This is a genomic window from Chryseobacterium sp., from assembly GCF_041914225.1.
Lineage (GTDB): Bacteria > Bacteroidota > Bacteroidia > Flavobacteriales > Weeksellaceae > Chryseobacterium.
In genome coordinates this window covers 32913-54730 of record NZ_JAYSDT010000004.1, presented here as the reverse complement: position 1 = coordinate 54730, position 21818 = coordinate 32913, and the positions used below count along the sequence as shown (strand labels likewise).

Below are 21818 nucleotides of genomic sequence, written 5' to 3'. Positions count from 1 at the left end.
ACTTCTTATGTTAAAACAATTTATAGAAAGACCGGTCCTTTCAACGGTCATCTCCATAATACTCTTATTATTGGGAGCTTTGTCTCTCTTTAATTTACCGATTGCCCTCTTCCCGGACATCGCTCCACCGAGTGTACAGGTAACGGCATTCTATCCGGGAGCCAACGCGGAGGTTGTAGCACGTTCGGTAGCTACCCCGATTGAGGAGGCTGTGAACGGAGTAGAGAACATGACGTATATGACCTCAAACTCCAGTAACGACGGAACCATGACCCTGAGCGTCTTTTTCAAACAGGGTGCTGATGCGGATAACGCCGCAGTTAACGTACAGAACCGTGTATCCAAAGCGATGAGCCAGTTGCCTCAGGAAGTGGTACAGGCCGGAATTTCCACACAGAAGGTACAGAACAGTATGATCATGTTCATGGGATTAACCAGTGAAGATGCAAAACAATATGATGAATTATTCCTTCAAAACTACCTGAAGATTAATGTTATTCCACAGATACAGCGTATCCCGGGGGTAGCACAGGCTCAGGTATTCGGAACAAGGGATTATTCGATGAGAATCTGGCTGAAACCGGATCGTCTGGCTGCTAACAATCTTTCGCCTCAGGAAGTTTTGGGAGCTATTAAAGATCACAACCTTGAAGCTGCTCCGGGCCGTCTTGGACAGGGAAGTAAGGAAACTTACGAATATATCCTTAAATATAAAGGAAAACTGAACAAGGACGAAGACTATGAAAACATCGCCATCAAAGCAAACAGTGACGGTTCTTTCTTAAGATTAAAAGATGTGGCACGAGTAGAATTCGGTTCTTATACGTATACTGCTACCAACAGAGTGGATGGAAAACCGGTTGCCGGATTCGCGATCTTACAGACAGCAGGATCCAACGCCAATGAAATCCTGACAGAAATTGAAAAGCAGGTGAAAGTAATGGAAACCACCCTTCCCAAAGGAGTAAAACCCATCATCATGTATAACTCCAAAGACTTTTTGGATGCCTCTATTCATCAGGTTGTGGAAACTTTAGTAATTGCCTTCATTCTGGTATTTATCGTGGTATACATCTTCCTTCAGGATTTCAGATCTACGTTAATTCCTGCCATTGCAGTACCTGTAGCAATTATCGGGACATTCTTCTTCCTGCAGTTATTTGGTTTCAGTATCAACATGCTTACACTGTTTGCATTGGTTCTGGCCATTGGTATTGTAGTGGATGATGCGATTGTGGTGGTGGAAGCCGTCCACTCAAAAATGGAACAGACAGGAATGCCTGTAGAACATGCTACAATGAACTCAATGAGTGAAATCTCAGGAGCTATTATCTCCATTACACTGGTCATGTGTGCTGTGTTTATTCCGGTTGGTTTCATGCAGGGACCTGCAGGAGTTTTCTACAGACAGTTCGCATTCACATTAGCCATCGCGATTTTAATTTCAGCAGTAAACGCATTGACATTAAGTCCGGCATTATGTGCAATGTTCCTGAATGATCCTCAGGGAGAGCATGGTGAACATGGTCATAAAACAGGTTTTGGAGCAAGGTTCTTTAATGCATTCAATGCCAGCTTCAACAGCATGACCAGAAAATACATCTACAGTCTTAAGTTTTTAATCAAAAATAAATGGGTAGCAATTGGCGGTCTTGTTGTGATTACGGCAGCAAGTATCTTCCTGATCAAAAAAGCACCATCAGGATTTATTCCTACTGAAGACCAGGGATTCGTGTTATATGCGGTGAATACTCCTCCGGGAAGCTCATTGGAAAGAACACACAGAGCAACGGCTCAAATCGACAAGATCATCAATGGTGAAAAGGCAACGAATCACCTTTGGGTAGCCGACGGGATGAACTTTATCAGTAATGCTAACGCTTCTCCATATTCTGCAGGTTTCATTAAGCTTAAAGATTATGACAAGCGTGGTGAAATGAAAGATCCCGATCTGATTGCAGGAACTTTAACAGGAAAGGTAAGCCAGGTAAAAGATGCCAATGCATTCTTCTTCAACTTCCCTACTGTACAAGGTTTCGGTAACGTTTCCGGATTTGAGTTCATGCTTCAGGATAAAACGAACGGTTCTTTCGAACAGTTGGGAACAACCACTCAGCAGTTCATTGGTGAGCTGATGAAAAGACCTGAAATTGCTTTTGCCTTTACCACTTATGCAGCAGGAAACCCTCAGTACACTATTGATGTGGATACGGATAAAGCCAATCAGCTAGGTGTTTCGGTAGCAGAACTGATGCAGACTATGCAGATTTATTTCGGAAGTAGCTTTGTATCGGATTTCAACAGGTTCGGAAAATATTACAGGGTAATGGCTCAGGCTGATATTCCTTACCGTACAGACATCAATTCACTGGAAGGTATCTATGTGAAAAATAAATCAGGAGAAATGGTTCCGGCCAAAACACTGGTTACGTTAAAAAGATCTTTCGGACCTGAAACGGTAACAAGAAATAACCTTTTCAACGCAGTAACGATCAACGGAACTCCAAAACCGGGATACAGTACCGGAGATGCTATCAAAGCGGTAGAAGAAGTTGCCCAGCAGTCGTTACCAAGAGGATATGGATATGAATGGACAGGAATTACCCGTGAAGAGATCAAAACAAGCGGACAGACTGCTTTTATCTTCTTCTTAAGTATTCTGTTTGTATACTTCCTGCTGGCTGCTCAGTATGAAAGTTATGTGCTTCCTTTTGCTATTATTCTTACCATTCCAACAGGGATTTTTGGAGTATTTGCCTTCACAGGGCTGGCAGGAATTGATAATAACATTTACGTTCAGGTAGGATTGATCATGCTTGTCGGACTATTGGCGAAGAATGCCATCCTGATCGTAGAGTTTGCCGTTCAGAGAAGAAAAGCAGGTAAATCATTAATTGAATCTGCACTCCAGGCATCAAGATTACGTTTAAGACCGATCTTAATGACCTCTTTCGCCTTCATCGTGGGAATGCTTCCATTGATCTGGACGCAGGGTGCATCCTCAAAAGGTAATCACTCTATCGGTTATAGTACTGTAGGAGGAATGCTTACGGGAGTACTATTCGGAATCTTTATCATCCCGGTAATGTATGTTATATTCCAGTATCTGCATGAAAAAATGCCGAGCAGAAAAAAGAAAAGACTTCTGAAAAAACAAATGGAGGAAGAACTTTTAGCTGCCAGTCACTAATAAAAAATGAAATACAAAAACTTAGAGAAAATTTTAAGACTATATAAGGATTAACTATTCACCTGCCTGTTCTTAATGGTTTACAAAAGCTAACTATTTTCTCCTACTAAAGACAATTTTGCATCAATAGAAACCTCTCTAAGTTTTGTATTCAATTAAAAGTTTAAAAACTATGAAACGAGTAAAAAATATTATTCTAACTTTTGCGCTGGCTATAGGCTCTGTATCGTGTGTGTCAAAACTGGCATACACGGAGCCTGAGCTGCCGCTTCCTGAAAAGTTTCAGTATACTGCAACTGCCGACACTGCTAGCATCGCCAACCTGGAGTGGAAACAGTTTTTCAGCGATCCTATTTTACAGGAACTGATTGAAAAAGGAATTAAAAATAATTATGACCTTCAGATTGCCTTAAAGCAGGTTGCGGCTTCACAGGAAAAGCTGAAACAGGCAAAATATATGCAATATCCGGATGTAGGTTTCGGAGTAAGCGGACAGATCTCAAGGCCTTCCAAAAACAGCATGAACGGGCAAAGCTTAAATTTATTTTTAGGCTCAAGCCATGTTGAAGATTATAACGCAGCCTTCAACCTTTCATGGGAAGCGGACATCTGGGGAAAAATCAAAAACCAACAGGAGGTTTCAAGAATGCAGTATCTTCAAACGTATGAAGGATCAAAAGCAGTTCAGACTCAGGTAGTAGCTGCCATTGCACAGGGATATTATAACCTGCTGATGCTTGACAAACAACTGGCTATTGCAAAATCCAATCTGGAACTCACCAGCAATACCTTATTAATGACCCAAAAAATGTGGGAAAGCGGCGATAATACTTCTTTGGGAGTACAGCAGGCTGCAGCACAGAAACAGGCAACAGAGCTTCTTATTGCCCAGCTGGAACAGAATATTGCCATCCAGGAAAATGCACTGAGTATCCTGGTGGGAGAGCTTCCCAATAAAGTAAACAGGACGCTCGAAATGTCTGATACGTCATTACCTCAAAACATTTCTGCCGGACTTCCTGCAGCAATGGTAAGCAGAAGACCGGACGTCCGTCAGCAGGAATTGGTTTTATTAGAATCCAATGCCATGGTAGGAATTGCACAGGCCAATATGTATCCGGCATTAAAAATTACGGCTAATGGTGGTGTAAATTCCTTCAAATTCGATAACTGGTTCCAGATCCCGGCTTCGTTATTCGGATCGGTTTTAGGAGGAATTACCCAGCCGATTTTCCAGAAAAGACAATTGAAAACAGATCTGGAAGTAGCTAAAATTCAAAGAGAGAAAAATGTTCTCGCGTTCCGTCAGTCTGTATTGAATGCGGTGGGCGAAGTTGCTGACGCTTTGGTTTCCAATGAGAATTTAAAAGTTCAGGAACAGAAAGCTACAGAACAGGCCACTACACTGAAAGACGGAATTAAAAGTGCACAGCTTCTTTATAAAGGAGGTTCAGCCAATTACCTGGAAGTGATTACAGCACAGGGGAATTCCCTACAGGCAGAGTTGAACCTGGCTTCCATTAAGAGACAGAGATTAAGCAGCATTGTAGATTTATACAGAGCTTTAGGCGGCGGTTGGAAGTAGTAAATTAAATTATATTTGTTTTAAGATGCGGTTCTTTTCAGAGCCGCATTTTTTTGTATGTTTCTGTTTATTACAATATGAATTTAAACTTAGATTCCTACGGAATGACATAGTGTATGGATAAACTAAGCGCCTAGTTTGTCATTCCGTAGGAATCTATATTTTCAAAGCTTCTAAAGTCGTTTAATAATGTAAAAGTATTTACTTTTCAAACTGCTCCGCAATCCATTTTAGCAAATCTTCAAAGTCTTTTTCAGAATATCCTAATTGTAAATAATGAATATCATCTGCCTTTCTGTACCAGGTCAGCTGGCGTTTCGCATACCTGCGGCTGTTCTTTTTAATTTCTGAAACCGCAAAATCAAGATCCCACTCTCCATCAAAATATTTGAACAGTTCAGCATAACCTACCGTATTCAAAGCCGTCAGACCTTTAAATTGTTCAAGCCCCTTCACTTCATCCAGCAATCCGTTTTTCATCATAATATCCACTCTGCGGTTGATTCTGGCATACAGTTCTTCCCTTGGAGCTTCAATTCCGACCCTGATCACATTAAAATCTCTGGAATCCTGTGACACCGCAATTAGTTCTGAATATTTTGTATTGGTTTGCCAGATTACATCAATGGCCCGCAGAAGTCTACGATGATTGTGAATATCCACCACACTGAAATATTCCGGATCGAGCTCCTGTAAAATTTCCTGGAGTTTTTCTATTCCTTCCTGCTCCATCACAGCCTGAAGCTTTTCCTGGTTTTCAGCATTGGCTTCCGGAAGATCATGCAGACCTTCAATTACAGCTTTTTCATACATCATGCTACCTCCAACAAGGATAACAGTGTCATGAGTCCTAAAAAGTTCATTGAGTTTCTGAAGTGCATCTTCTTCATACTGCCCGATGGAGTAATATTCTTCCACAGAAAGGTTTCCTATAAAATGATGAGGTGCGGCAGCCAGTTCTTCTTCTGAAGGAGCAGCTGTTCCTATTTTCATTTCTTTAAAAAACTGACGGGAATCACAGGAAATAATCTCGGTATTGAAATGCCGGGCTAAATCAATTGCCAGCCTCGTTTTACCAATTCCGGTGGGTCCTACTACAGAAATTAAATTTTTCTTTTTCACTGCGCTAATTTACGAAAACATGCTTATTTGAATTTTTATTTTTAAATACAAAAAATTTGCGGATTGTTTTGAACCATTAAGAACATTTAAGCTGTTAAGTTTAATTAAGAAAAAATCCGATAGATTTTCCTTAAGCATTATGCTAAAAGTGAAGCTCCTCTTAATATTCTTAACTTCTTTATCCAAAACTTAATGGTTAAAATAAATTTAAAATTGAATAATCATATATTTTATGTTGAAGTTTCATGGTATTATAGTATAGACTTAAATGTTTATCTTTGTAGAACAATAAAAAACTATGATTTTATCAATGACCGGATTCGGTAGAGCCGAAGATGTTTTTGAAGGAAAAAAAATTACAATTGATATTAAATCTCTGAACAGCAAGAGCTTTGATTTGAATATAAAAATTCCTTTACGTTATAAAGAAAAAGAATTTGAAATCAGAAAAATTCTTAACGATAGAATTATCCGTGGAAAAGTAGACTGCTACGTTAATATTGAGAACCTTGAAGAGTCCAATGATGTAAAAATCAATAAAAATTTAATTGACTCTTATATCAACGAACTTAAAAACATAGCTTCTGACGGTCCCGATTTTGAATACCTGAAAATGGCAGTAAGACTTCCTGATGCCATTACCTCAAGACCTGATGAGCTTACAGAAGGTGAATGGGAAGCGTTGGCAAAAATTGTCAATAATGCCGTTGACAGATTTGAAGAGTTCAGGAAAACGGAAGGCGGTATTTTACATGAAGAATTAAACAGGAATATTCAGAATATTGATAAGTATCTTGGAGAAGTGATTCCTTTTGAGGAAGAAAGAATTGTAAGCGTAAAAGAACGCTATCAGAAATCTTTGAAGGAATTTGAAAATGTTGACGAAATACGTTTTTACCAGGAAATGGCCTATTTCACTGAAAAGCTTGATATTTCTGAAGAAAAGGTAAGACTTGCCCAGCATTTGAAATATTATAAAGAAGTAATGGACAATGAGTCTTTCAACGGAAAAAAACTGGGTTTCATTTCTCAGGAAATCGGAAGGGAGATCAACACACTTGGGTCTAAAGCCAATCATGCAGAAATCCAGAAACTGGTAGTAATGATGAAAGATGACCTGGAAAAAATAAAAGAACAAACGTTAAACGTATTGTAACGCAGGCACGGATTATGAGATACGTGGTTCTTTCTAAGAATGGAACACAAGTCTCCGAACCCGGAACCCGAAACTCAAAAAAATGGATAAAGTAATTATATTTTCAGCACCATCAGGGAGCGGAAAAACTACATTGGTAAAGCATTCACTGAAAACATTTCCAGAACTGGAATTTTCAATCTCATGTACTACGAGACAACCGAGGGGAAGCGAAGTTCATGCGGTAGATTATCATTTTCTGACACCGGATAAGTTCAGACAGAAAATTTCCGAAGATGCTTTTGTAGAATATGAAGAAGTATATACTGACAAATATTACGGTACTTTAAAATCTGAAGTGGAAAAAATCTGGAATCAGGGAAAAGTTGTTATTTTTGATGTAGATGTAAAAGGAGGTATTTCATTAAAAAAATACTTTGGCGAAAAGGCCTTGTCTATCTTTATAGAACCACCTTCCATTGAAGAGTTGGAACGAAGATTGGTTTCCAGAAATACAGATGATGCAGAAACTATAAAAACCCGTGTAGCGAAGGTAGCAGAAGAAATGACCTATGCCAGCGGGTTTGACAAGATCGTGATCAATGAAGATCTTGATACCGCTAAAAAAGAAATAGAAAGTTTAATAAAAAGTTTTATCAGTAAGTAATGGCTGGAAGATAGAAGCCAGAAGATGGAAGTAATCAATACTCTCAAAATCTAACTTCTAATTTCTAACCTCTAGCTTCTGATAATAAAAAATTGAGGTTGATATGAGTACCGAAACATTAGAAAAAGCTAAATCTGCAATTCCTGTAAGAGGATTTCTGGATATAAAAGATATCACTATTCCTCAGGGAGAAGAATTGGTGAAAGCCATTCTTAAACTTAAAGAGGAAAAAAATGCTGTTATCCTGGCCCATTACTACCAACCGGGAGAAATTCAGGATATCGCTGATTTCCTGGGAGATTCTTTACAGCTCGCAAGACAGGCAAAAGAAACCAATGCAGACATGATTGTATTCTGCGGAGTACATTTCATGGCAGAAGCCGCTAAAATTCTGAACCCAACTAAAAAAGTAGTTCTTCCTGATACCATGGCCGGATGTTCACTGGCAGACGGTTGCTCAGGAGAAGGGCTGAGAAAGATGCGTGAGCAGCATCCAAATGCTTTAATTGCCACTTACATCAACTGTAATGCGGAAACCAAAGCAGAAAGTGATATTATCGTAACAAGCTCCAATGCGGAAACAGTTATTGAAGCTCTTCCGAAAGACAGACCAATCATTTTTGCACCGGACAAAAACCTGGGAAGATATTTATCTAAAAAAACAGGACGTGATATGATCCTTTGGGATGGAAGCTGTGTAGTACACGAAGCTTTTTCAATGGAAAGAATTGCACAGCAATTGGCAGACAATCCGGATGCCAAACTGATTGCTCACCCTGAAAGTGAAGAAGCTGTTTTAAAGCTGGCTCATTTTATCGGGTCTACTTCTGCCCTGCTGAATTATGTGGAAAAAGATGATTGCCAGAAATTTATTATCGCCACAGAAGAAGGAATTCTTCACGAAATGAAAAAACGTGCTCCTCACAAAGAACTGATCCCTGCGTTAGTTTTTGACGAAAGCTGTAACTGTTCAGAATGTTTCTACATGAAACGTAATACCATGGAAAAATTGTATCTGTGCATGAAGTATGAACTTCCTGAGATTCTAATCGATGAAGAACTAAGATTAAAAGCATTAAAACCTATTGAAGCCATGCTTGATCTTTCTAAGAGTATAAAATAATTTTTGGTTCATTCCAGACAATTGTTAAAAAAATAAAGCCCTGTTTTTCGCAGTACTTTTTTATTATCTTATTAATACAAATATTAGTTTAGGATACTCCTCCATCCACGCATTCTATGCTTACCAGAACACACATCTTACAGTAATCTGGAAGTCCCTGATAAGCAGCACAGGAATACTGATATCCCGGACCATCTCCGAATGTAGCATTCTGTGGGCATCCAGCACATCTTGACGGGCCTGCTCCATTTATTCTTTCAAGCTCTTTTCTGTTTAATTTCTTTGTATTTTTCATAGTTGTTTTAATTTTTTAAATGATTTAACATACCGATACTTACAGCATGGGTGCATAGCAGGTTCCTCCCGGTTTCAGCCAGCAGCCCCATTGTCCACCTCCGCGGAAACATACAAACTGTTCACCACCACAAGCTTCAATCTGGATATCAGTGAATCCTCCTGTGATGTTTTTCTTTTGTTCACGTGATAATTTTTTAATTGTTTTCATAATATTTTAATTTTAAGATTAGAAATAAGGTTATTATTGTTTATTGATTAAAAATCAATACGGATCAGAACATTCAAAACTGACCAGTACTCTTCCTTTACAGCATTGCGGTAAGGCGTGATAATCGGCACATGATTTGGGCTCACCTGGTCCGTATGGGCCCGGAGGACAATACTCAAAACAATCATTCACATCTCCTCCACTGATGGACTTCAAATTCTTACGGTCTACTTTTTTTAAATTTTTCATGCTTAATTTTATTATGGTTAGAATCCTAAATATAAGATTTTTAATCAATTACAACAAATATATCTCTAAAAAAGGAAATAAATTTTATAGTATTAAAAAGTTGGCCGTTTCAAAATAATTTGTACATTTGTTCCGTTACAATGAATTTTCTAAGAAACATATCTGATATTTCTGCCCTGAAATCACTTATTTCAGGCATATCTACTGTTTCTACATTCACAACTACAACAACTACCCCATAACGGGGTAAATTTTCACATATTATTTCCGGTACCTGTACTCTTTTTTCAAAGAGTAACCACTTCTTTTTATCCAACTTCAAATAAATAATTGATGAAAGTTTTAAAATTCGGCGGAACATCAGTCGCCCATTCTCAGAATATCTTACTGGTGGAAAAAATTATAAAAAGTGAATCTGTAAAAAACAGGGTTGTTGTAATTGTATCAGCGCTTCATAGTGTCACAGATCAATTGATCAAAGCAGCTGAAAATGCTTCTGTAAAAGATGAAAACTATATTCAGATCATTCAAAACATTGAAGAAAAGCATATTAACTTAGTGAAAGAACTTTTTCCAATTGCGGAACAAAGTCAGTGGCTGAGCTTTGTAAAAAAACATTTCAATGATATTGAAGATCTTTGCAACGGAATCTCTGTTCTTGGTGAGCTTACTGCCAGAATCAAAGATAAAATTGCATCTTACGGAGAATTTCTTTCTTCAAAAATTATTGCAGCAAGATTACAGCATGAGGGGTTAGACTGCATTTGGATGGACTCTGCAGACCTTATCAGAACAGACAGCAATTTCACTCATGCCAAAGTAGATTTCAGTTTTACTGAAAAGAATATTGTCAGTTTTCTCAGTGAAAATCAGAACCGTATCATCGTAGGCCCTGGTTTTATTGCCAGTGATGAAAAAAATAACGCCACAACACTGGGAAGAGGCGGTTCAGATTACACGGCTTCTATTATTGCAGCTTCTGCTCATGCGGAAGAGCTTCAGATATGGACGGATGTAAGCGGAATGATGACTGCAGATCCCCGTCTTGCTTCCAATGCCAAGCCTATTTCAGAAATATCTTATCATGAAGCAATGGAGCTGTCACACTTTGGGGCAAAAGTGCTTTATCCACCTTCCATTCAGCCTGTCATGGTGAAAAATATTGACCTGATCATCAAAAACACTTTTGACCCTGATGCTCAGGGAACTTTAATTTCTCATCAGCTGAAATCTTCTGAGAACGGAAGGCAGGTTGCAGTAGGAATTTCAAATATGAACCATATTGCCCTGCTTACACTGGAAGGCAGCGGAATGGTTGGAATTCCCGGTATTTCGCCCAAATTATTCCAATGCTTAAGTCAGGAAAAAATAAATATAATTCTGATTACCCAGGGATCTTCAGAACATTCCATCACTGTTGCTATTGAAGAAAAAGATGCTTTACGTGCTGAATATTCGATCAACAGTTCCTTTGCTGATGATATCAACCTGAAAAGAGTTTTTCCTGTAAAAATTGAGACCGGTCTTTCCATTGTGGCTTTAGTAGGAGAAAATATGAAAAGCAGAAGCGGAGTCAGCGCAAAGATGTTTGGATGTCTCGGAAATAACGGGATCAATATAAGGGCTATTGCACAGGGATCCTCAGAAAGAAATATCAGTATTGTCATTTCAGAAAAAGACAGCAAAAAAGCGGTGAATGTACTTCATGAAGAATTCTTTGAATCTGAAATCAAGCAGATCCATCTTTATATCTGCGGAACAGGGAATGTAGGTTCAAAACTGGTTCAGCAGATTTATAACCAGAATGATTATTTAAAGGAAATTTTTTTAATCAATCTGAGAATTGCAGGAATTTCCAACAGTCGTCATATGCTATTTGCGGATCAGGGGATATCTCAGGAAAATTACCTCACATGGAATCAGCAGGGACAAAAAGCTTCTGCCGGAGAATTTGCTGAAGAAATCATCCGCAGGAATCTGAGAAACTCTGTTTTTGTTGATGTAACGGCAAGTCCTGATGTTCCGGAAATTTATGAAAGCTTATTAAAGAGAAGTGTGAATATTGTTGCCTGTAATAAAATTGCGGCTTCTTCAGATTTTAAACAATATAAAACATTGAAAGATACTGCAAGAAACCACAACTGCAATTTTTATTTTGAAACCAATGTAGGTGCCGGACTCCCGGTTATAGGAACCATTAACGACTTAATCAAAAGCGGAGATAAAATCCAATCTATTAAAGCTGTATTAAGTGGAACATTGAATTTTGTCTTTAATGAGTATGACGGCAGCAGAACATTCTCTGAAGTGGTAGCACAGGCCCAGAAGGAAGGATACACAGAGCCGGATCCGAGGCTTGATCTTTCCGGAAAGGATGTGGCAAGAAAAATTTTAATTCTGGCAAGAGAGGCAGGATATCCGCTTCAGTTTGAAGAAATCGAAAATATCAGTTTTCTGCCGGAGGAATGCATGCAGGGAAGCGTTGACAATTTTTATGAAAAGCTTACAGCGTATGAAGATCATTTTAAAAACTTATTGAATAAAGCCAAAAACGAAGGTAAAATACTAAAATATGTTGCAGAATTTGAAAATGGAAAAGCCAAGGTTGGATTACAGCATATCGCTCCGGATAGTGATCTGTTTCACCTTTATGGCAAAGATAATATTGTCATTTTCAAAACCTTGAGATATTCTGAGCAACCACTGGTTGTAAAAGGAGCTGGCGCCGGAGCTGATGTAACAGCAAGCGGAGTTTTTGCAGATATAATACGTTCTATTTAAAATAATATTATGAAAAAAATAAAATTAAAAGTGCCGGCTACTGTAGCCAATCTGGTTTGCGGTTTCGATATTCTGGGAATGGCCGTACATGATCCTTATGATGAAATGGAATTCAGATTGCTGGACACTCCGGACATTATCATAAAGCATACCGACGCTTTCGGACTTCCGGAAATGTTGCAGGCATCGTCCTGTTAAAAATCCAGGAATATTTTAATCTGAAAACCGGTTTTGAAGTGATCATCCATAAACATATAAAGCCTGGAAGCGGGCTCGGCTCCAGTGCGGCAAGCGCCGCCGGAGCCGCCTTTGGAGCCAATTTGTTATTGGGAAACAAATTAACAAAGGAAGAAATGGTTCATTTTGCCATGTTTGGAGAAGAGCTCGCTTCAGGTGTACGGCATGCAGATAATATTGCACCCTGTATCTATGGAGGGATTACCCTGGTAAAATCAACAAACCCGATTGATATTATTCCGCTGAGCTGTCCTGATCTGTTTGTAACTGCTGTACATCCGCAGGTGGAAGTTAAAACATCAGATGCCAGACAGATTTTAAAGAAAAATATCACTCTAAAAAGCGCTGTTGAGCAATGGGGGAATATTGCCGGACTCATAGCTGGAATTCAGAAAAATGATATCCCGTTAATTGGACGAAGTCTCAACGATGTCATTATAGAGCCTATCCGCAGTATTCTCATTCCGAAATTTGACGATATCAAAGAAATGAGTTTACAGCTGGGTGCTTTGGGAGGAGGAATTTCCGGTTCCGGCCCTTCCATTTTCATGCTGTCAGAACAAAAAGGAACGGCAGAAAAAATGGCTCAGATGATGAAATCAGTCTATGATGAAATTGAAATAGAAAGCTTTGTATATGTCTCAAAAATAAATCCGGCAGGAATTCAAATCATTGAAGAAAAATAAACAGAAATGAAATATTATAACTTAAAAGATTCTCAGGAAAAAATAAATTTCAAAGAAGCAACCATAAAAGGTCAGGGAAAGGAAAAAGGATTATTTTTCCCGGAAAGCATTCCTCAGTTTGACGAAGAATTTATCCGGAATCTTCATCAGTATTACCATGAGGAAATTGCATACAGATGTATGAAAGACTTTGTCGGAGATGAAATTCCATCAGAAATACTCAAAGAAATTGTAGCGGAAACCGTCAGTTTTGAGATTCTCTTGGTAAAGATCAGTGAACAGATAGCCATTTTAGAATTGTTTCATGGTCCTACCCTTGCCTTTAAGGATATCGGAGCAAGATTTATGAGCCGCTGTCTGTCTTATTTTCTGAAGGATGAGCAGAAAAAAGTTACTGTTCTTGTAGCCACTTCCGGAGATACAGGAGGTGCTGTTGCGCACGGTTTTTATAAAATCCCACAAATCAATGTAGTCATTCTTTATCCTAAAAACAGGGTAAGTCCTGTTCAGGAAAAACAGTTGACAGCATTAGGAGAAAATATTTCTGCATTGGAAGTAAACGGAAGCTTTGATGACTGTCAGAACCTTGTTAAACAGGCATTTTCAGACGAAGAAATCAATAGTCAGTTATTTTTGACCTCTGCCAATTCTATCAATGTTGTCAGATGGCTTCCCCAGCAGATTTATTATTTAATCGCCTTAAAACAATGGATACAGCAGTATAAGGAACAGCCCGTAATCTGTGTACCCAGCGGAAACTTCGGAAATATCTGCGCCGGACTTCTGGCTCATTTCAGAGGTTTGTCAGCAAGCCATTTCATTGCTGCCTGTAATGCTAACCAAGTCATTCCGGATTATTTTAAAACTCAGAATTACCAGCCACAAAAAACTGTAGCTACCTTATCCAATGCTATGGATGTAGGCAACCCAAGCAATTTTGTAAGAATTTTAGAACTTTTCGGACATGAATTTGAAACCTTAAAAAATAAAATATCTGCATATTCCATTAATGATGATCAAACGATGAACACCATCACGGAAGTTTATGAGAAATATGGTTATATTCTGGAACCCCACAGCGCGGTTGCCTATGCTGCTATGGCACAGTATCTGCAAGAAAATCCGGAACAGAAGGGATTTATCCTCGGGACGGCCCATCCGGTAAAATTCCCTGCTGCAGTGGAAAAAGCAATCCATACCCGGATTGAAATTCCGGAGTCATTGAACGATTTGATGAAAAAGGAGAAAAAAACTGTAGAAATAAATTCAGATTTTGAAGAATTAAGACGATTTTTGCTTCATAAAATCTGAAACAATGAGTAAGATATATCTTGAAGATGTAAGAATATATGCGTACCATGGCGTACTTCCGGAAGAAAATATTATCGGAACCTATTATATTCTGAACGTAGAACTTCATACCGATCTGTGGAAAGCAGCAGAATCCGATGATTTGCATGACACCATAAGTTATGCCGACATCAACGATATCCTTCATGGCGAAATGAAAATAAAATCCAGGCTACTGGAAAATGTAGCCGGAAGAATGATCACAAAGATTCACAGCAGCTTTCCACAGGTTGATTATATTAAATTAAAAATCACCAAAACAGCTCCTCCTATGCAGGGAGAAATGAAAGGAGCCAGCATTGAGCTGGAAAAGAGTTTTAAACCGGAAAATTAAAATTCTTATTTTCGTTGATTAAAAAAACATACAAATTGAAATTCTTCAAAATATTATTTTTAGTGGCAGGGATCAGCGCTTTTGGTCAGACAGGCGTTGATAATCAGTTGGCGGCTTACAACTTTCCAAAGATAAAGTCCAGCATCACGATGCCCGTGACTATCCCTCTTTCGGAACTGAGCAATATGATAAATGCTTCTGTGAAAGACCTTGTTTATCAGGATGACTCTTATACAGACAATAATAATGATCAGTTTAAGGTAAAAGTCTGGAAAACAAGACCCATCCGCCTGGTAGGTGGAACAAGTCAGAATTTACTGATTGAAATTCCATTAAAAATATGGGCAGAAAAAGGAATTGGTACATTAGGAGTATATACGTATCAGAATACCACTTTTGAAACGGTAATGTCTTTCAATACAACAGTTACTTTTAAAAATAACTGGACTATCACTACAAACACCCGTCCCAATGGCTTCAGATGGGTAACCAAACCTGTTCTTGATTATGGAAGAATACAGATTCCTATTACCGCTCTGGTTGAAAAAAGCTTAAAAGAGCAGCAGGAGAAATTCTGCAAAACAATAGATCAGCAAATGGCGACACAGCTGAACTTCCAGCAATACGCCCTAATGGCCTGGAATACTTTTCTGCAGCCTTTCAATATCTCTGAAGAATACAATACATGGCTGAAGGTAAGCCCGGTAGGAGTTAATATTACCCCTCTGAAATTTTATGGAAATCAGATCAATGCTACGCTTGGTGTTGATATTTACTCCGAAACTTTCACGGGAAGTAAACCGGCTGCCTCTTCCCCTGTAACCAGCGTTGCCAATTTTAATACAACACCTACTGTTGCGGATAAATTTATCTTGCAGACCACAGCCAATATTCCTTTTACAGAAGCAAGCAATATGGCTAGAAAAACTTTCCTGAACAAAGAGTTTGACGTACGTGACTCTAAAGTAAAAGTAACGGATATCAGGGTTTATGGTGTAGATAACAGAGTAGTCATTGAAGCCCAAACAGACGGCTACATAAAAGGAACGTCCATTATTTCAGGAATTCCGGTATATGATGAAGCAAAAAGAAAAATTGTTTTATCAGAAACCAAATTTAAGCTGAAAACCAACAATATTCTGCAGAAAACGGCATCTCTTCTCTTCCAGGGGAAAATCGTAAAAATGATTGAGGAAGAATATGGCATTCCAACCCAGGAACTGGAAGAAACTTCAAGAAAAAGTATTGAAGAAGCCTTTAACAAAGAATATTATAAAGGTTTAAAAATGAACGGAAAAGTTTTTAATCTTAAACCAAGTAAAATTCTACTCAGCAATACAGGAATCACCGCCGTTATTGATACGAATGCTTCATTAAAACTTCTTGTCAACGGATTTTAAAATATCAATAAAAAACAAAACTAAAAAACTAATAATCAACCATGAAAAGAATTCTAAATGTTGTTTAATACAATAAAGCTTCGTCATTGACTAGGCTTGCAAATTATTTTCTTGATCTTATAATACTATATGCTGTTAATTATCTCCTTTCTATCCTTGCTTATTTTCTTTATGAAGTAACTTCAGTTGAGTTTTTCTACTTATATTGTAATGGAAATATATTATGGCAGCTCTTTATTGGAAATTTCAATTATTTTCTTTATTACTTTTTGATGGAAAACAATTTAGATGGAAGAACCGTTGCAAAATATATTACGGGTACTCAAGTAATCAGCACAGACGGTACAAAACCAACCACCCAGCAAATTATTTACAGAAGTCTTTCCAGAATTGTTCCCTTTGACGGCTTATCATTTCTTGGTGTAAACGGATGGCATGACAGCTGGAGTGAAACAAGAGTAATTAACCTCAAAAATTATCAGGCTGAAATTCAAGCAAAAAGAGAAATTGAGGATCTTGGAAAGAAAGAAATTGCTTAAAAGCTTTTGTTCATAAAGAAAATTTACTATATTTGCACACCTGAAAATGGTAAAAATGGTACTTTGGCCGAGCGGCTAGGCAGTGGTCTGCAACACCATCTACAGCGGTTCGAATCCGCTAGGTACCTCAGAAAAAACCTCTAATCATTTAGAGGTTTTTTTGTTTTTTATCCTTTTAATATTTAATTCTCTTTTTCCCAACAATATTATTATGAAAAAACGCATCCCTTTCTTTCTGATTTCATTTGTCTTAGCAGTTTTAAACGGATATTTTTTCAATTATATTAATAATGCTTATTTACATTTTGATGTAAATAACAATAAGTTTCAAAATATCTCAAAAAACGAATTAAATTTTATTGCAATCTTTGTTGCTCCTTTTATAGAGACTTTTATATTTCAATATCTCCCCTACCTGATTTTAAGCAAATGGATAAAGATCAATAATAAAGCATTCTGCATCATCATTATGAGCATAATTTTTTCATCAATGCATTATTATAACTGGCTCTATATTGTTATGACATTTTTTGGCGGCATTATCTTAAATAACCTTTATATTTATTATCACAAACATACTTATAAATACAGCTTTATTCTGACTGTACTTTTCCATTCGCTATTCAATCTGTATGGGTTTCTGTTTATCATGTAGCATTCTTTTTAATAATACAAAACAAGCTCTCCGTTAAAATTGGAAGAGCTTGGTAAATAATGCAAAAAGTGATGATGGATAGAAAATTATCTGATTCAAAGATAGAGGATTTACCAGGGTACGTTTATGAGCAGCGTCATAATCAGGACAAAAAAAATCCCCGGAAATTCCGAGGATAAAAACTAATAACCATGAAAACTCAAATTAAACATGAGTTACATTTCTATATTGAAAAATCGTGCCAAGAATTTCGATTTTAAGAAAAAAAGTTCAATTCTTTACCTGGCACCATTTTTATCAATTCAGCATTTTAAACCAATTATAATGATACTTTAAAAACAGCTTCATAATTACCCATAATAATTTCAGATAAATCTAAAGCTCCCGCAAAAGTATTAAAAAAAAATAATTTACATTTTAATAAAATAAAATTTACATTCAGGACATAAATTTTTTTTAAATAACTAATCGGCCATAAAAAAAATTTTCAGTACCAAATTGGCACACTTTTGTTCTTTAACTAAATAAACCCACCTAAAATTAAATCATCATGGCACAAAAAATTTTTAATAAAGAAGATTTCACAAAGACCAATGAAAAAGAATATCAGTTGGAATATACAATTGGTGAAATAGGTGAAGGGGTTAATCTTATTGTGGAAAGACTAACTGAACAAGGAAAATATGAAATTGTTCAGGCGCCATTACGAAGATCTGACAACAAAATATTTATCATTTGGGATTCCCCGTTTGATGGCAGAATACTCTTTGACATATAAATTAAAGGATCGATTATTATTAAAAAAGCCCCCAGAAATGGAGGCCTCAAAAAACACAAATGATGAAAAAAAATTTTATATCAGAGATAAAAATTATTTATCTATTAATTCTTTATCAAAGATAAATCAGTCTTTTTTTTAATTTTATGAGTACAGTCATAAAATTATTATTTCTTTTAAATATAGGACTTCCGTTATTTATCAAAAAGAGACAATAATCAAAAGATGGAACGACCATTCTCATCATTGGTAATATTTTACAAATTTTCTCCTATTGCTCACCCTATTTAATTCCCCTCGGATAGATACACAGATATAATAAATGGCTTCCCTAAACAAGAAACCATTTTGATAAATATGGAACGAAAATGCTTACAGTAAAAATACGTTTTCCGGACAAACATTTATATGCGTAGAATCATAAAAGGCTATAAAAGAAAAGCCTCCGTTAGGAGGCCTAAAAAACACAAATGATGAAAAAAATCTATTTAGAAAAATCCAAACAGAATATTGTAGAATCATTGCAACACATCTTTATTATTACATTTTCCAATACTGAAAACATATACAATAAGTAAATTGAATGATGAATACTTCTCTAAGAACCAGACTTCATCCTGAAGAAAAACAAATTACATAATTAAAATATATTAGTATTTATTTAATACAAAATATAATCAAATAGGATAAACTAATAGTAATTATGCAAATGAATTAATAATCTTCATTTAAGAACAGGTAAATTTAACTAAATATTTTGGGGTTCACAAGGTCTATTCCTCCCAAATGATCGGAATATACACTGTAATATATCCATCCGAATCTACCTGCGCATCCGAAACAGTAGCAACTACCGTTCCATAGCCTACCCAGCCACCTTGCCCCTGCATGGCAGAAAAAGTGTAGGTTCCTGCAGGAAGACCATCATAGTACTGCGGAACCGATTGGAACCCACCACTATAATAAGTATCATACACTTCTCCTGTAGCCATATTTTCAGCAAGAAAATTTCCTACATCATAATTGCCTGAAAGAATTTTGGTGCCGCTTTTTGAAAGAAGTCCATAGCGGATCTTATAAGTCTGCGTTTTTGGTGCTGTATCAGATAATTCTGCACCGTTTTTATTGTTATCGACTATTTCCGCAGAGGAAAACGAAGTTGCAACAGCCAGCAATCCGATAAATGCTGAAACTGTAAAAATTGATTTTTTCATATTAAAAGTAATTTGGTCTTCAAAAATAAACAACTTATATGAATTTAATAAAAACTATCAGTGAATTAAAATTTACAAATAAGCCTGAAACCCTGCATCAGCAGTACAAAATCAATTACATTCATGAATTATTTCCCTTTTCCGTTATCAATTTTAACATTTATTAACTAAATTTTGGCTTCATAATTGAAAATAGAATTAAAATCAAAGTCATTTGACTTTATTGTTTAAAATTTGAATTATGAGAAAGATAGTATTGGCAGGGTTTTTATCCGTCTTCTTAATGACGGCCTGCAAGAAAGATGACAGCGTTGCCGAGTACGCCAATAACGGAAGCGGTACTTCACAGGGAACTACTCAGAAAAAAGGATGGAGTAAAGCGGCTAAGGGAACTGTCATTGGAACCGTAGGTGGAGCTGCTGTAGGAGCCCTTGTTGCTAAGAAAAACAGAGGCTTGGGTGCTGTAATTGGCGGTGTTGTAGGTGGTGCTACAGGATATACTATTGGTAGATCTCAGGACAGAAAAGACGGAAGGGTACAACCTCGTTAATAATATTTTCACAATAAAGATAAAGATTGCTTATTTTTAAGCAATCTTTTTTTATGTTACTGATTCTGTTTTCTTCAATTTTCATTATTCCGGTCTTAATGGGCTGGGGGAAAATCATGGAAAATTTATCGGGGATTTTATTCCAGGGAATCACCGGGAAGATCCTGTCCGGAATTCTTGCAATAAGCCTGACATGGACAATTATCTCTTTCTTTTTTCCTTTAAACATTTATATAGAAACAGTTTCTATACTCCTGGGGTTACTCATATTCTTTAAGAATAAACTCTACCTGCTCCCTTATCACTTTTCAAAAAAAGATTTTACATTAATTGGGGTTGCAAGCCTCGTCATTCTATTCGCCGGAGCTTTCTATCCTTATATATCGGATCATTTCGGGTATTACATTCCAACGCTTGAATGGCTTACAGAATATGGATTGGTAAAAGGGATTTCCAATGTAGACCTCACCTTAGGCCAGATGTCTGTCTGGCATATTTTTCAGGCTGGATTTTCAAATTTTTCAGATCCGTTTCTAAGGATCAACACAGTACTTCTGATTATTTATGTATTGTATACTGTTGAAAGAAAAAACTGGATCCATCTCTGTTTTCTTCCGGCATTGCTGCTGTTTTCACAATCTCCAAGCCCTGACCTTCCCGGTATTATTTTATCATTGATTATTTTAAATGAACTCATAGCAGGAAATAAAAACACCTCTCTCCTTTTTGCATTTTCAGTATTTGTTTTTGCAGTAAAACCAACGATGATATGGCTGCCGGTTCTGGTTCTCTTAAGCTCTGTCTTTATTTTTAAGAGTACTTCCAAACATCTTCTTTTTGGCATTTTTATTCTTTTTTTATTTTTTATTAAGAATCTGTGGACATTCGGGTACCCCATCTTTCCTGTGGCGATAGGTGATTTGGGACTGTCCTGGAAACCTAATCCGGAAGTTGTAAAAATATCTTCAAAATTTGCAGTCATGAAAACCTATGATATGCAGTATTCTTATGAAGAAATTCAAAAATTTTCTGCTGTGGATCATATTAAAAACTGGTTTTCTCTTAAAGGGATTAAATCAAAAATCAATATCCTTTTTATTCTGAGCCTGGTTATTTTCATACTATTTACAGCGATAAAAAAAAGAAAATTCATCACCTTCATCTGTATTTCAATATTGATAAAAAGTATCTTGGTTTTAGCTTTTTCAGCCCAATACAGATTTTTTCTGGATGTTTTTTTTGTGATATTCTTTGTTCTGTCCTATGAGTATTTTAATCAAAAAAAATCCATAGTTGTTTTTTCTGTGCTCAGCTTATCTTTCATTTCAATGCTCTCTTTTCCGGAAATTATGCAGAAATATATTCCGAGTTTCCGTTCAGGGAGTTTGGCGGCCGGATTTGAAAAAGAACAGCTTTACAAGCCTTCAATCTACAAATACGAAGAGTTTAATACCTTTAAAGTAGGGAATTTCAACTTTAATGTTGTCCATAATTATCCTTATAGCTTTGACACTCCGGTTCCTGCTATAACACCGGCTTATCTTCTGGATGATGCAAAAGCAGGTATTTTTCCACAGCTTTCAGACAAAAATAATGTGAAGAAAGGATTTATCTGGAAAAAAATGTCTTCGGATGAAAAAAGAGAAGTCCAAAAGATTATCAATACTATCAAAAACACATATAAACAGAACTAATCCTGAAACTTTATTATCTGAAGA

At 36.8% G+C, this 21818-nt stretch carries 21 protein-coding genes and 1 tRNA gene; 17 read left to right on the top strand and 5 right to left on the bottom strand.

Translation table 11 applies throughout. From position 1 onward, the window contains the following. Positions 1-7: 7 nt before the first annotated feature. Together ACE3RB_RS03090 and ACE3RB_RS03085 are read left to right on the top strand one after the other, a co-directional pair. On the top strand, positions 8-3190 hold the full coding sequence (locus ACE3RB_RS03090) for an efflux RND transporter permease subunit (protein WP_374462852.1): 3183 nt from the start codon (positions 8-10) through the stop codon (positions 3188-3190). Between the two features lie 172 nt (positions 3191-3362). Beyond that, entirely contained in the window at positions 3363-4775 is a 1413-nt protein-coding gene (locus tag ACE3RB_RS03085; protein ID WP_374462851.1) for an efflux transporter outer membrane subunit, read from the top strand. A gap of 201 nt (positions 4776-4976) precedes the next feature. On the opposite strand, the gene miaA is transcribed toward ACE3RB_RS03085, so the two are convergent. Continuing rightward, positions 4977-5897, bottom strand: a complete 921-nt coding sequence (miaA, locus tag ACE3RB_RS03080; RefSeq protein WP_374462850.1) for a tRNA (adenosine(37)-N6)-dimethylallyltransferase MiaA — start codon at positions 5895-5897, stop codon at positions 4977-4979. Positions 5898-6195: 298 nt separating this feature from the next. Between miaA and ACE3RB_RS03075 the strand changes: the two genes are divergently transcribed. The 3 genes from ACE3RB_RS03075 to nadA all read left to right on the top strand — a co-directional run bounded on the left by ACE3RB_RS03075 (position 6196) and on the right by nadA (position 8822). Continuing rightward, the gene (locus tag ACE3RB_RS03075; protein WP_374462849.1) at positions 6196-7053 is read left to right on the top strand and encodes a YicC family protein; all 858 of its coding nucleotides are present in this window, start codon (positions 6196-6198) and stop codon (positions 7051-7053) included. Between the two features lie 82 nt (positions 7054-7135). Continuing rightward, the gene (gene gmk / locus ACE3RB_RS03070) at positions 7136-7699 is read left to right on the top strand and encodes a guanylate kinase (protein ID WP_374462848.1); all 564 of its coding nucleotides are present in this window, start codon (positions 7136-7138) and stop codon (positions 7697-7699) included. A gap of 103 nt (positions 7700-7802) precedes the next feature. After that, the gene (gene nadA, locus ACE3RB_RS03065; RefSeq protein ID WP_332385394.1) at positions 7803-8822 is read left to right on the top strand and encodes a quinolinate synthase NadA; all 1020 of its coding nucleotides are present in this window, start codon (positions 7803-7805) and stop codon (positions 8820-8822) included. Between the two features lie 88 nt (positions 8823-8910). Here the strand turns inward: nadA and ACE3RB_RS03060 are convergent, their stop codons facing one another. From ACE3RB_RS03060 to ACE3RB_RS03050, 3 genes are read right to left on the bottom strand one after another with little or no spacing between them, the layout of a single operon-like run. Further along, positions 8911-9117 carry a hypothetical protein gene (locus tag ACE3RB_RS03060; protein ID WP_374462847.1) on the bottom strand — a complete coding sequence of 69 codons (207 nt, stop codon included), beginning with the start codon at positions 9115-9117 and terminating at the stop codon, positions 8911-8913. Between the two features lie 39 nt (positions 9118-9156). Further along, on the bottom strand, positions 9157-9327 hold the full coding sequence (locus ACE3RB_RS03055) for a hypothetical protein (RefSeq protein WP_332385392.1): 171 nt from the start codon (positions 9325-9327) through the stop codon (positions 9157-9159). Positions 9328-9381: 54 nt separating this feature from the next. Beyond that, positions 9382-9576 carry a hypothetical protein gene (locus ACE3RB_RS03050; RefSeq protein ID WP_374462846.1) on the bottom strand — a complete coding sequence of 65 codons (195 nt, stop codon included), beginning with the start codon at positions 9574-9576 and terminating at the stop codon, positions 9382-9384. A gap of 333 nt (positions 9577-9909) precedes the next feature. Here ACE3RB_RS03050 and thrA point away from each other — a divergent pair, with 333 nt between their 5' ends. The 10 genes from thrA to ACE3RB_RS03000 all read left to right on the top strand — a co-directional run bounded on the left by thrA (position 9910) and on the right by ACE3RB_RS03000 (position 18336). After that, positions 9910-12357 (top strand): bifunctional aspartate kinase/homoserine dehydrogenase I, encoded by a 2448-nt coding sequence (gene thrA / locus ACE3RB_RS03045; RefSeq protein WP_374462845.1) that lies wholly within the window; start codon positions 9910-9912, stop codon positions 12355-12357. A gap of 9 nt (positions 12358-12366) precedes the next feature. Beyond that, positions 12367-12555 carry a hypothetical protein gene (locus ACE3RB_RS03040; RefSeq protein WP_374462844.1) on the top strand — a complete coding sequence of 63 codons (189 nt, stop codon included), beginning with the start codon at positions 12367-12369 and terminating at the stop codon, positions 12553-12555. Then, entirely contained in the window at positions 12468-13280 is an 813-nt protein-coding gene (locus tag ACE3RB_RS03035) for a homoserine kinase (RefSeq protein WP_374462945.1), read from the top strand. The genes ACE3RB_RS03040 and ACE3RB_RS03035 overlap by 88 nt, the downstream gene beginning before the upstream one ends. Before the next feature lie 6 nt (positions 13281-13286). After that, a complete protein-coding gene (thrC, locus tag ACE3RB_RS03030) occupies positions 13287-14591 on the top strand; it encodes a threonine synthase (RefSeq protein WP_374462843.1) in 1305 nt (434 codons plus the stop codon). A 4-nt stretch (positions 14592-14595) separates the two neighbouring features. Then, a complete protein-coding gene (gene folB, locus ACE3RB_RS03025) occupies positions 14596-14964 on the top strand; it encodes a dihydroneopterin aldolase (protein ID WP_374462842.1) in 369 nt (122 codons plus the stop codon). A 35-nt stretch (positions 14965-14999) separates the two neighbouring features. Next, positions 15000-16364, top strand: a complete 1365-nt coding sequence (locus tag ACE3RB_RS03020) for a DUF4403 family protein (protein ID WP_374462841.1) — start codon at positions 15000-15002, stop codon at positions 16362-16364. Between the two features lie 86 nt (positions 16365-16450). Then, positions 16451-16903, top strand: a complete 453-nt coding sequence (locus ACE3RB_RS03015; protein ID WP_374462840.1) for an RDD family protein — start codon at positions 16451-16453, stop codon at positions 16901-16903. A gap of 57 nt (positions 16904-16960) precedes the next feature. Continuing rightward, positions 16961-17031 (top strand) — tRNA-Cys (locus tag ACE3RB_RS03010). Between the two features lie 83 nt (positions 17032-17114). Beyond that, positions 17115-17558, top strand: a complete 444-nt coding sequence (locus tag ACE3RB_RS03005) for a type II CAAX prenyl endopeptidase Rce1 family protein (protein ID WP_374462839.1) — start codon at positions 17115-17117, stop codon at positions 17556-17558. Positions 17559-18108: 550 nt separating this feature from the next. Further along, a complete protein-coding gene (locus ACE3RB_RS03000; protein ID WP_374462838.1) occupies positions 18109-18336 on the top strand; it encodes a glutathione synthase in 228 nt (75 codons plus the stop codon). A 773-nt stretch (positions 18337-19109) separates the two neighbouring features. Here ACE3RB_RS03000 and ACE3RB_RS02995 read toward each other — a convergent pair. Next, complete coding sequence (locus ACE3RB_RS02995; RefSeq protein WP_374462837.1) at positions 19110-19550, bottom strand: hypothetical protein; 441 nt, start codon at positions 19548-19550, stop codon at positions 19110-19112. Between the two features lie 241 nt (positions 19551-19791). Between ACE3RB_RS02995 and ACE3RB_RS02990 the strand changes: the two genes are divergently transcribed. Further along, on the top strand, positions 19792-20100 hold the full coding sequence (locus ACE3RB_RS02990; RefSeq protein WP_374462836.1) for a glycine zipper domain-containing protein: 309 nt from the start codon (positions 19792-19794) through the stop codon (positions 20098-20100). 116 nt (positions 20101-20216) lie between these two features. Further along, positions 20217-21794, top strand: a complete 1578-nt coding sequence (locus ACE3RB_RS02985; protein ID WP_374462835.1) for a hypothetical protein — start codon at positions 20217-20219, stop codon at positions 21792-21794. Positions 21795-21818: the final 24 nt, after the last annotated feature.

Coding starts and splice junctions, on each gene's coding strand:
- ACE3RB_RS03090 (WP_374462852.1), top strand. CDS start 8: ATGTTAAAACAATTTATAGAAAGACCGGTCCTTTCAACGGTCATCTCC.
- ACE3RB_RS03085 (WP_374462851.1), top strand. CDS start 3,363: ATGAAACGAGTAAAAAATATTATTCTAACTTTTGCGCTGGCTATAGGC.
- ACE3RB_RS03075 (WP_374462849.1), top strand. CDS start 6,196: ATGATTTTATCAATGACCGGATTCGGTAGAGCCGAAGATGTTTTTGAA.
- gmk (WP_374462848.1), top strand. CDS start 7,136: ATGGATAAAGTAATTATATTTTCAGCACCATCAGGGAGCGGAAAAACT.
- nadA (WP_332385394.1), top strand. CDS start 7,803: ATGAGTACCGAAACATTAGAAAAAGCTAAATCTGCAATTCCTGTAAGA.
- ACE3RB_RS03060 (WP_374462847.1), bottom strand. CDS start 9,117: ATGAAAAATACAAAGAAATTAAACAGAAAAGAGCTTGAAAGAATAAAT.
- ACE3RB_RS03055 (WP_332385392.1), bottom strand. CDS start 9,327: ATGAAAACAATTAAAAAATTATCACGTGAACAAAAGAAAAACATCACA.
- ACE3RB_RS03050 (WP_374462846.1), bottom strand. CDS start 9,576: ATGAAAAATTTAAAAAAAGTAGACCGTAAGAATTTGAAGTCCATCAGT.
- thrA (WP_374462845.1), top strand. CDS start 9,910: ATGAAAGTTTTAAAATTCGGCGGAACATCAGTCGCCCATTCTCAGAAT.
- ACE3RB_RS03040 (WP_374462844.1), top strand. CDS start 12,367: ATGAAAAAAATAAAATTAAAAGTGCCGGCTACTGTAGCCAATCTGGTT.
- thrC (WP_374462843.1), top strand. CDS start 13,287: ATGAAATATTATAACTTAAAAGATTCTCAGGAAAAAATAAATTTCAAA.
- folB (WP_374462842.1), top strand. CDS start 14,596: ATGAGTAAGATATATCTTGAAGATGTAAGAATATATGCGTACCATGGC.
- ACE3RB_RS03005 (WP_374462839.1), top strand. CDS start 17,115: ATGAAAAAACGCATCCCTTTCTTTCTGATTTCATTTGTCTTAGCAGTT.
- ACE3RB_RS03000 (WP_374462838.1), top strand. CDS start 18,109: ATGGCACAAAAAATTTTTAATAAAGAAGATTTCACAAAGACCAATGAA.
- ACE3RB_RS02995 (WP_374462837.1), bottom strand. CDS start 19,550: ATGAAAAAATCAATTTTTACAGTTTCAGCATTTATCGGATTGCTGGCT.
- ACE3RB_RS02990 (WP_374462836.1), top strand. CDS start 19,792: ATGAGAAAGATAGTATTGGCAGGGTTTTTATCCGTCTTCTTAATGACG.
- ACE3RB_RS02985 (WP_374462835.1), top strand. CDS start 20,217: ATGGAAAATTTATCGGGGATTTTATTCCAGGGAATCACCGGGAAGATC.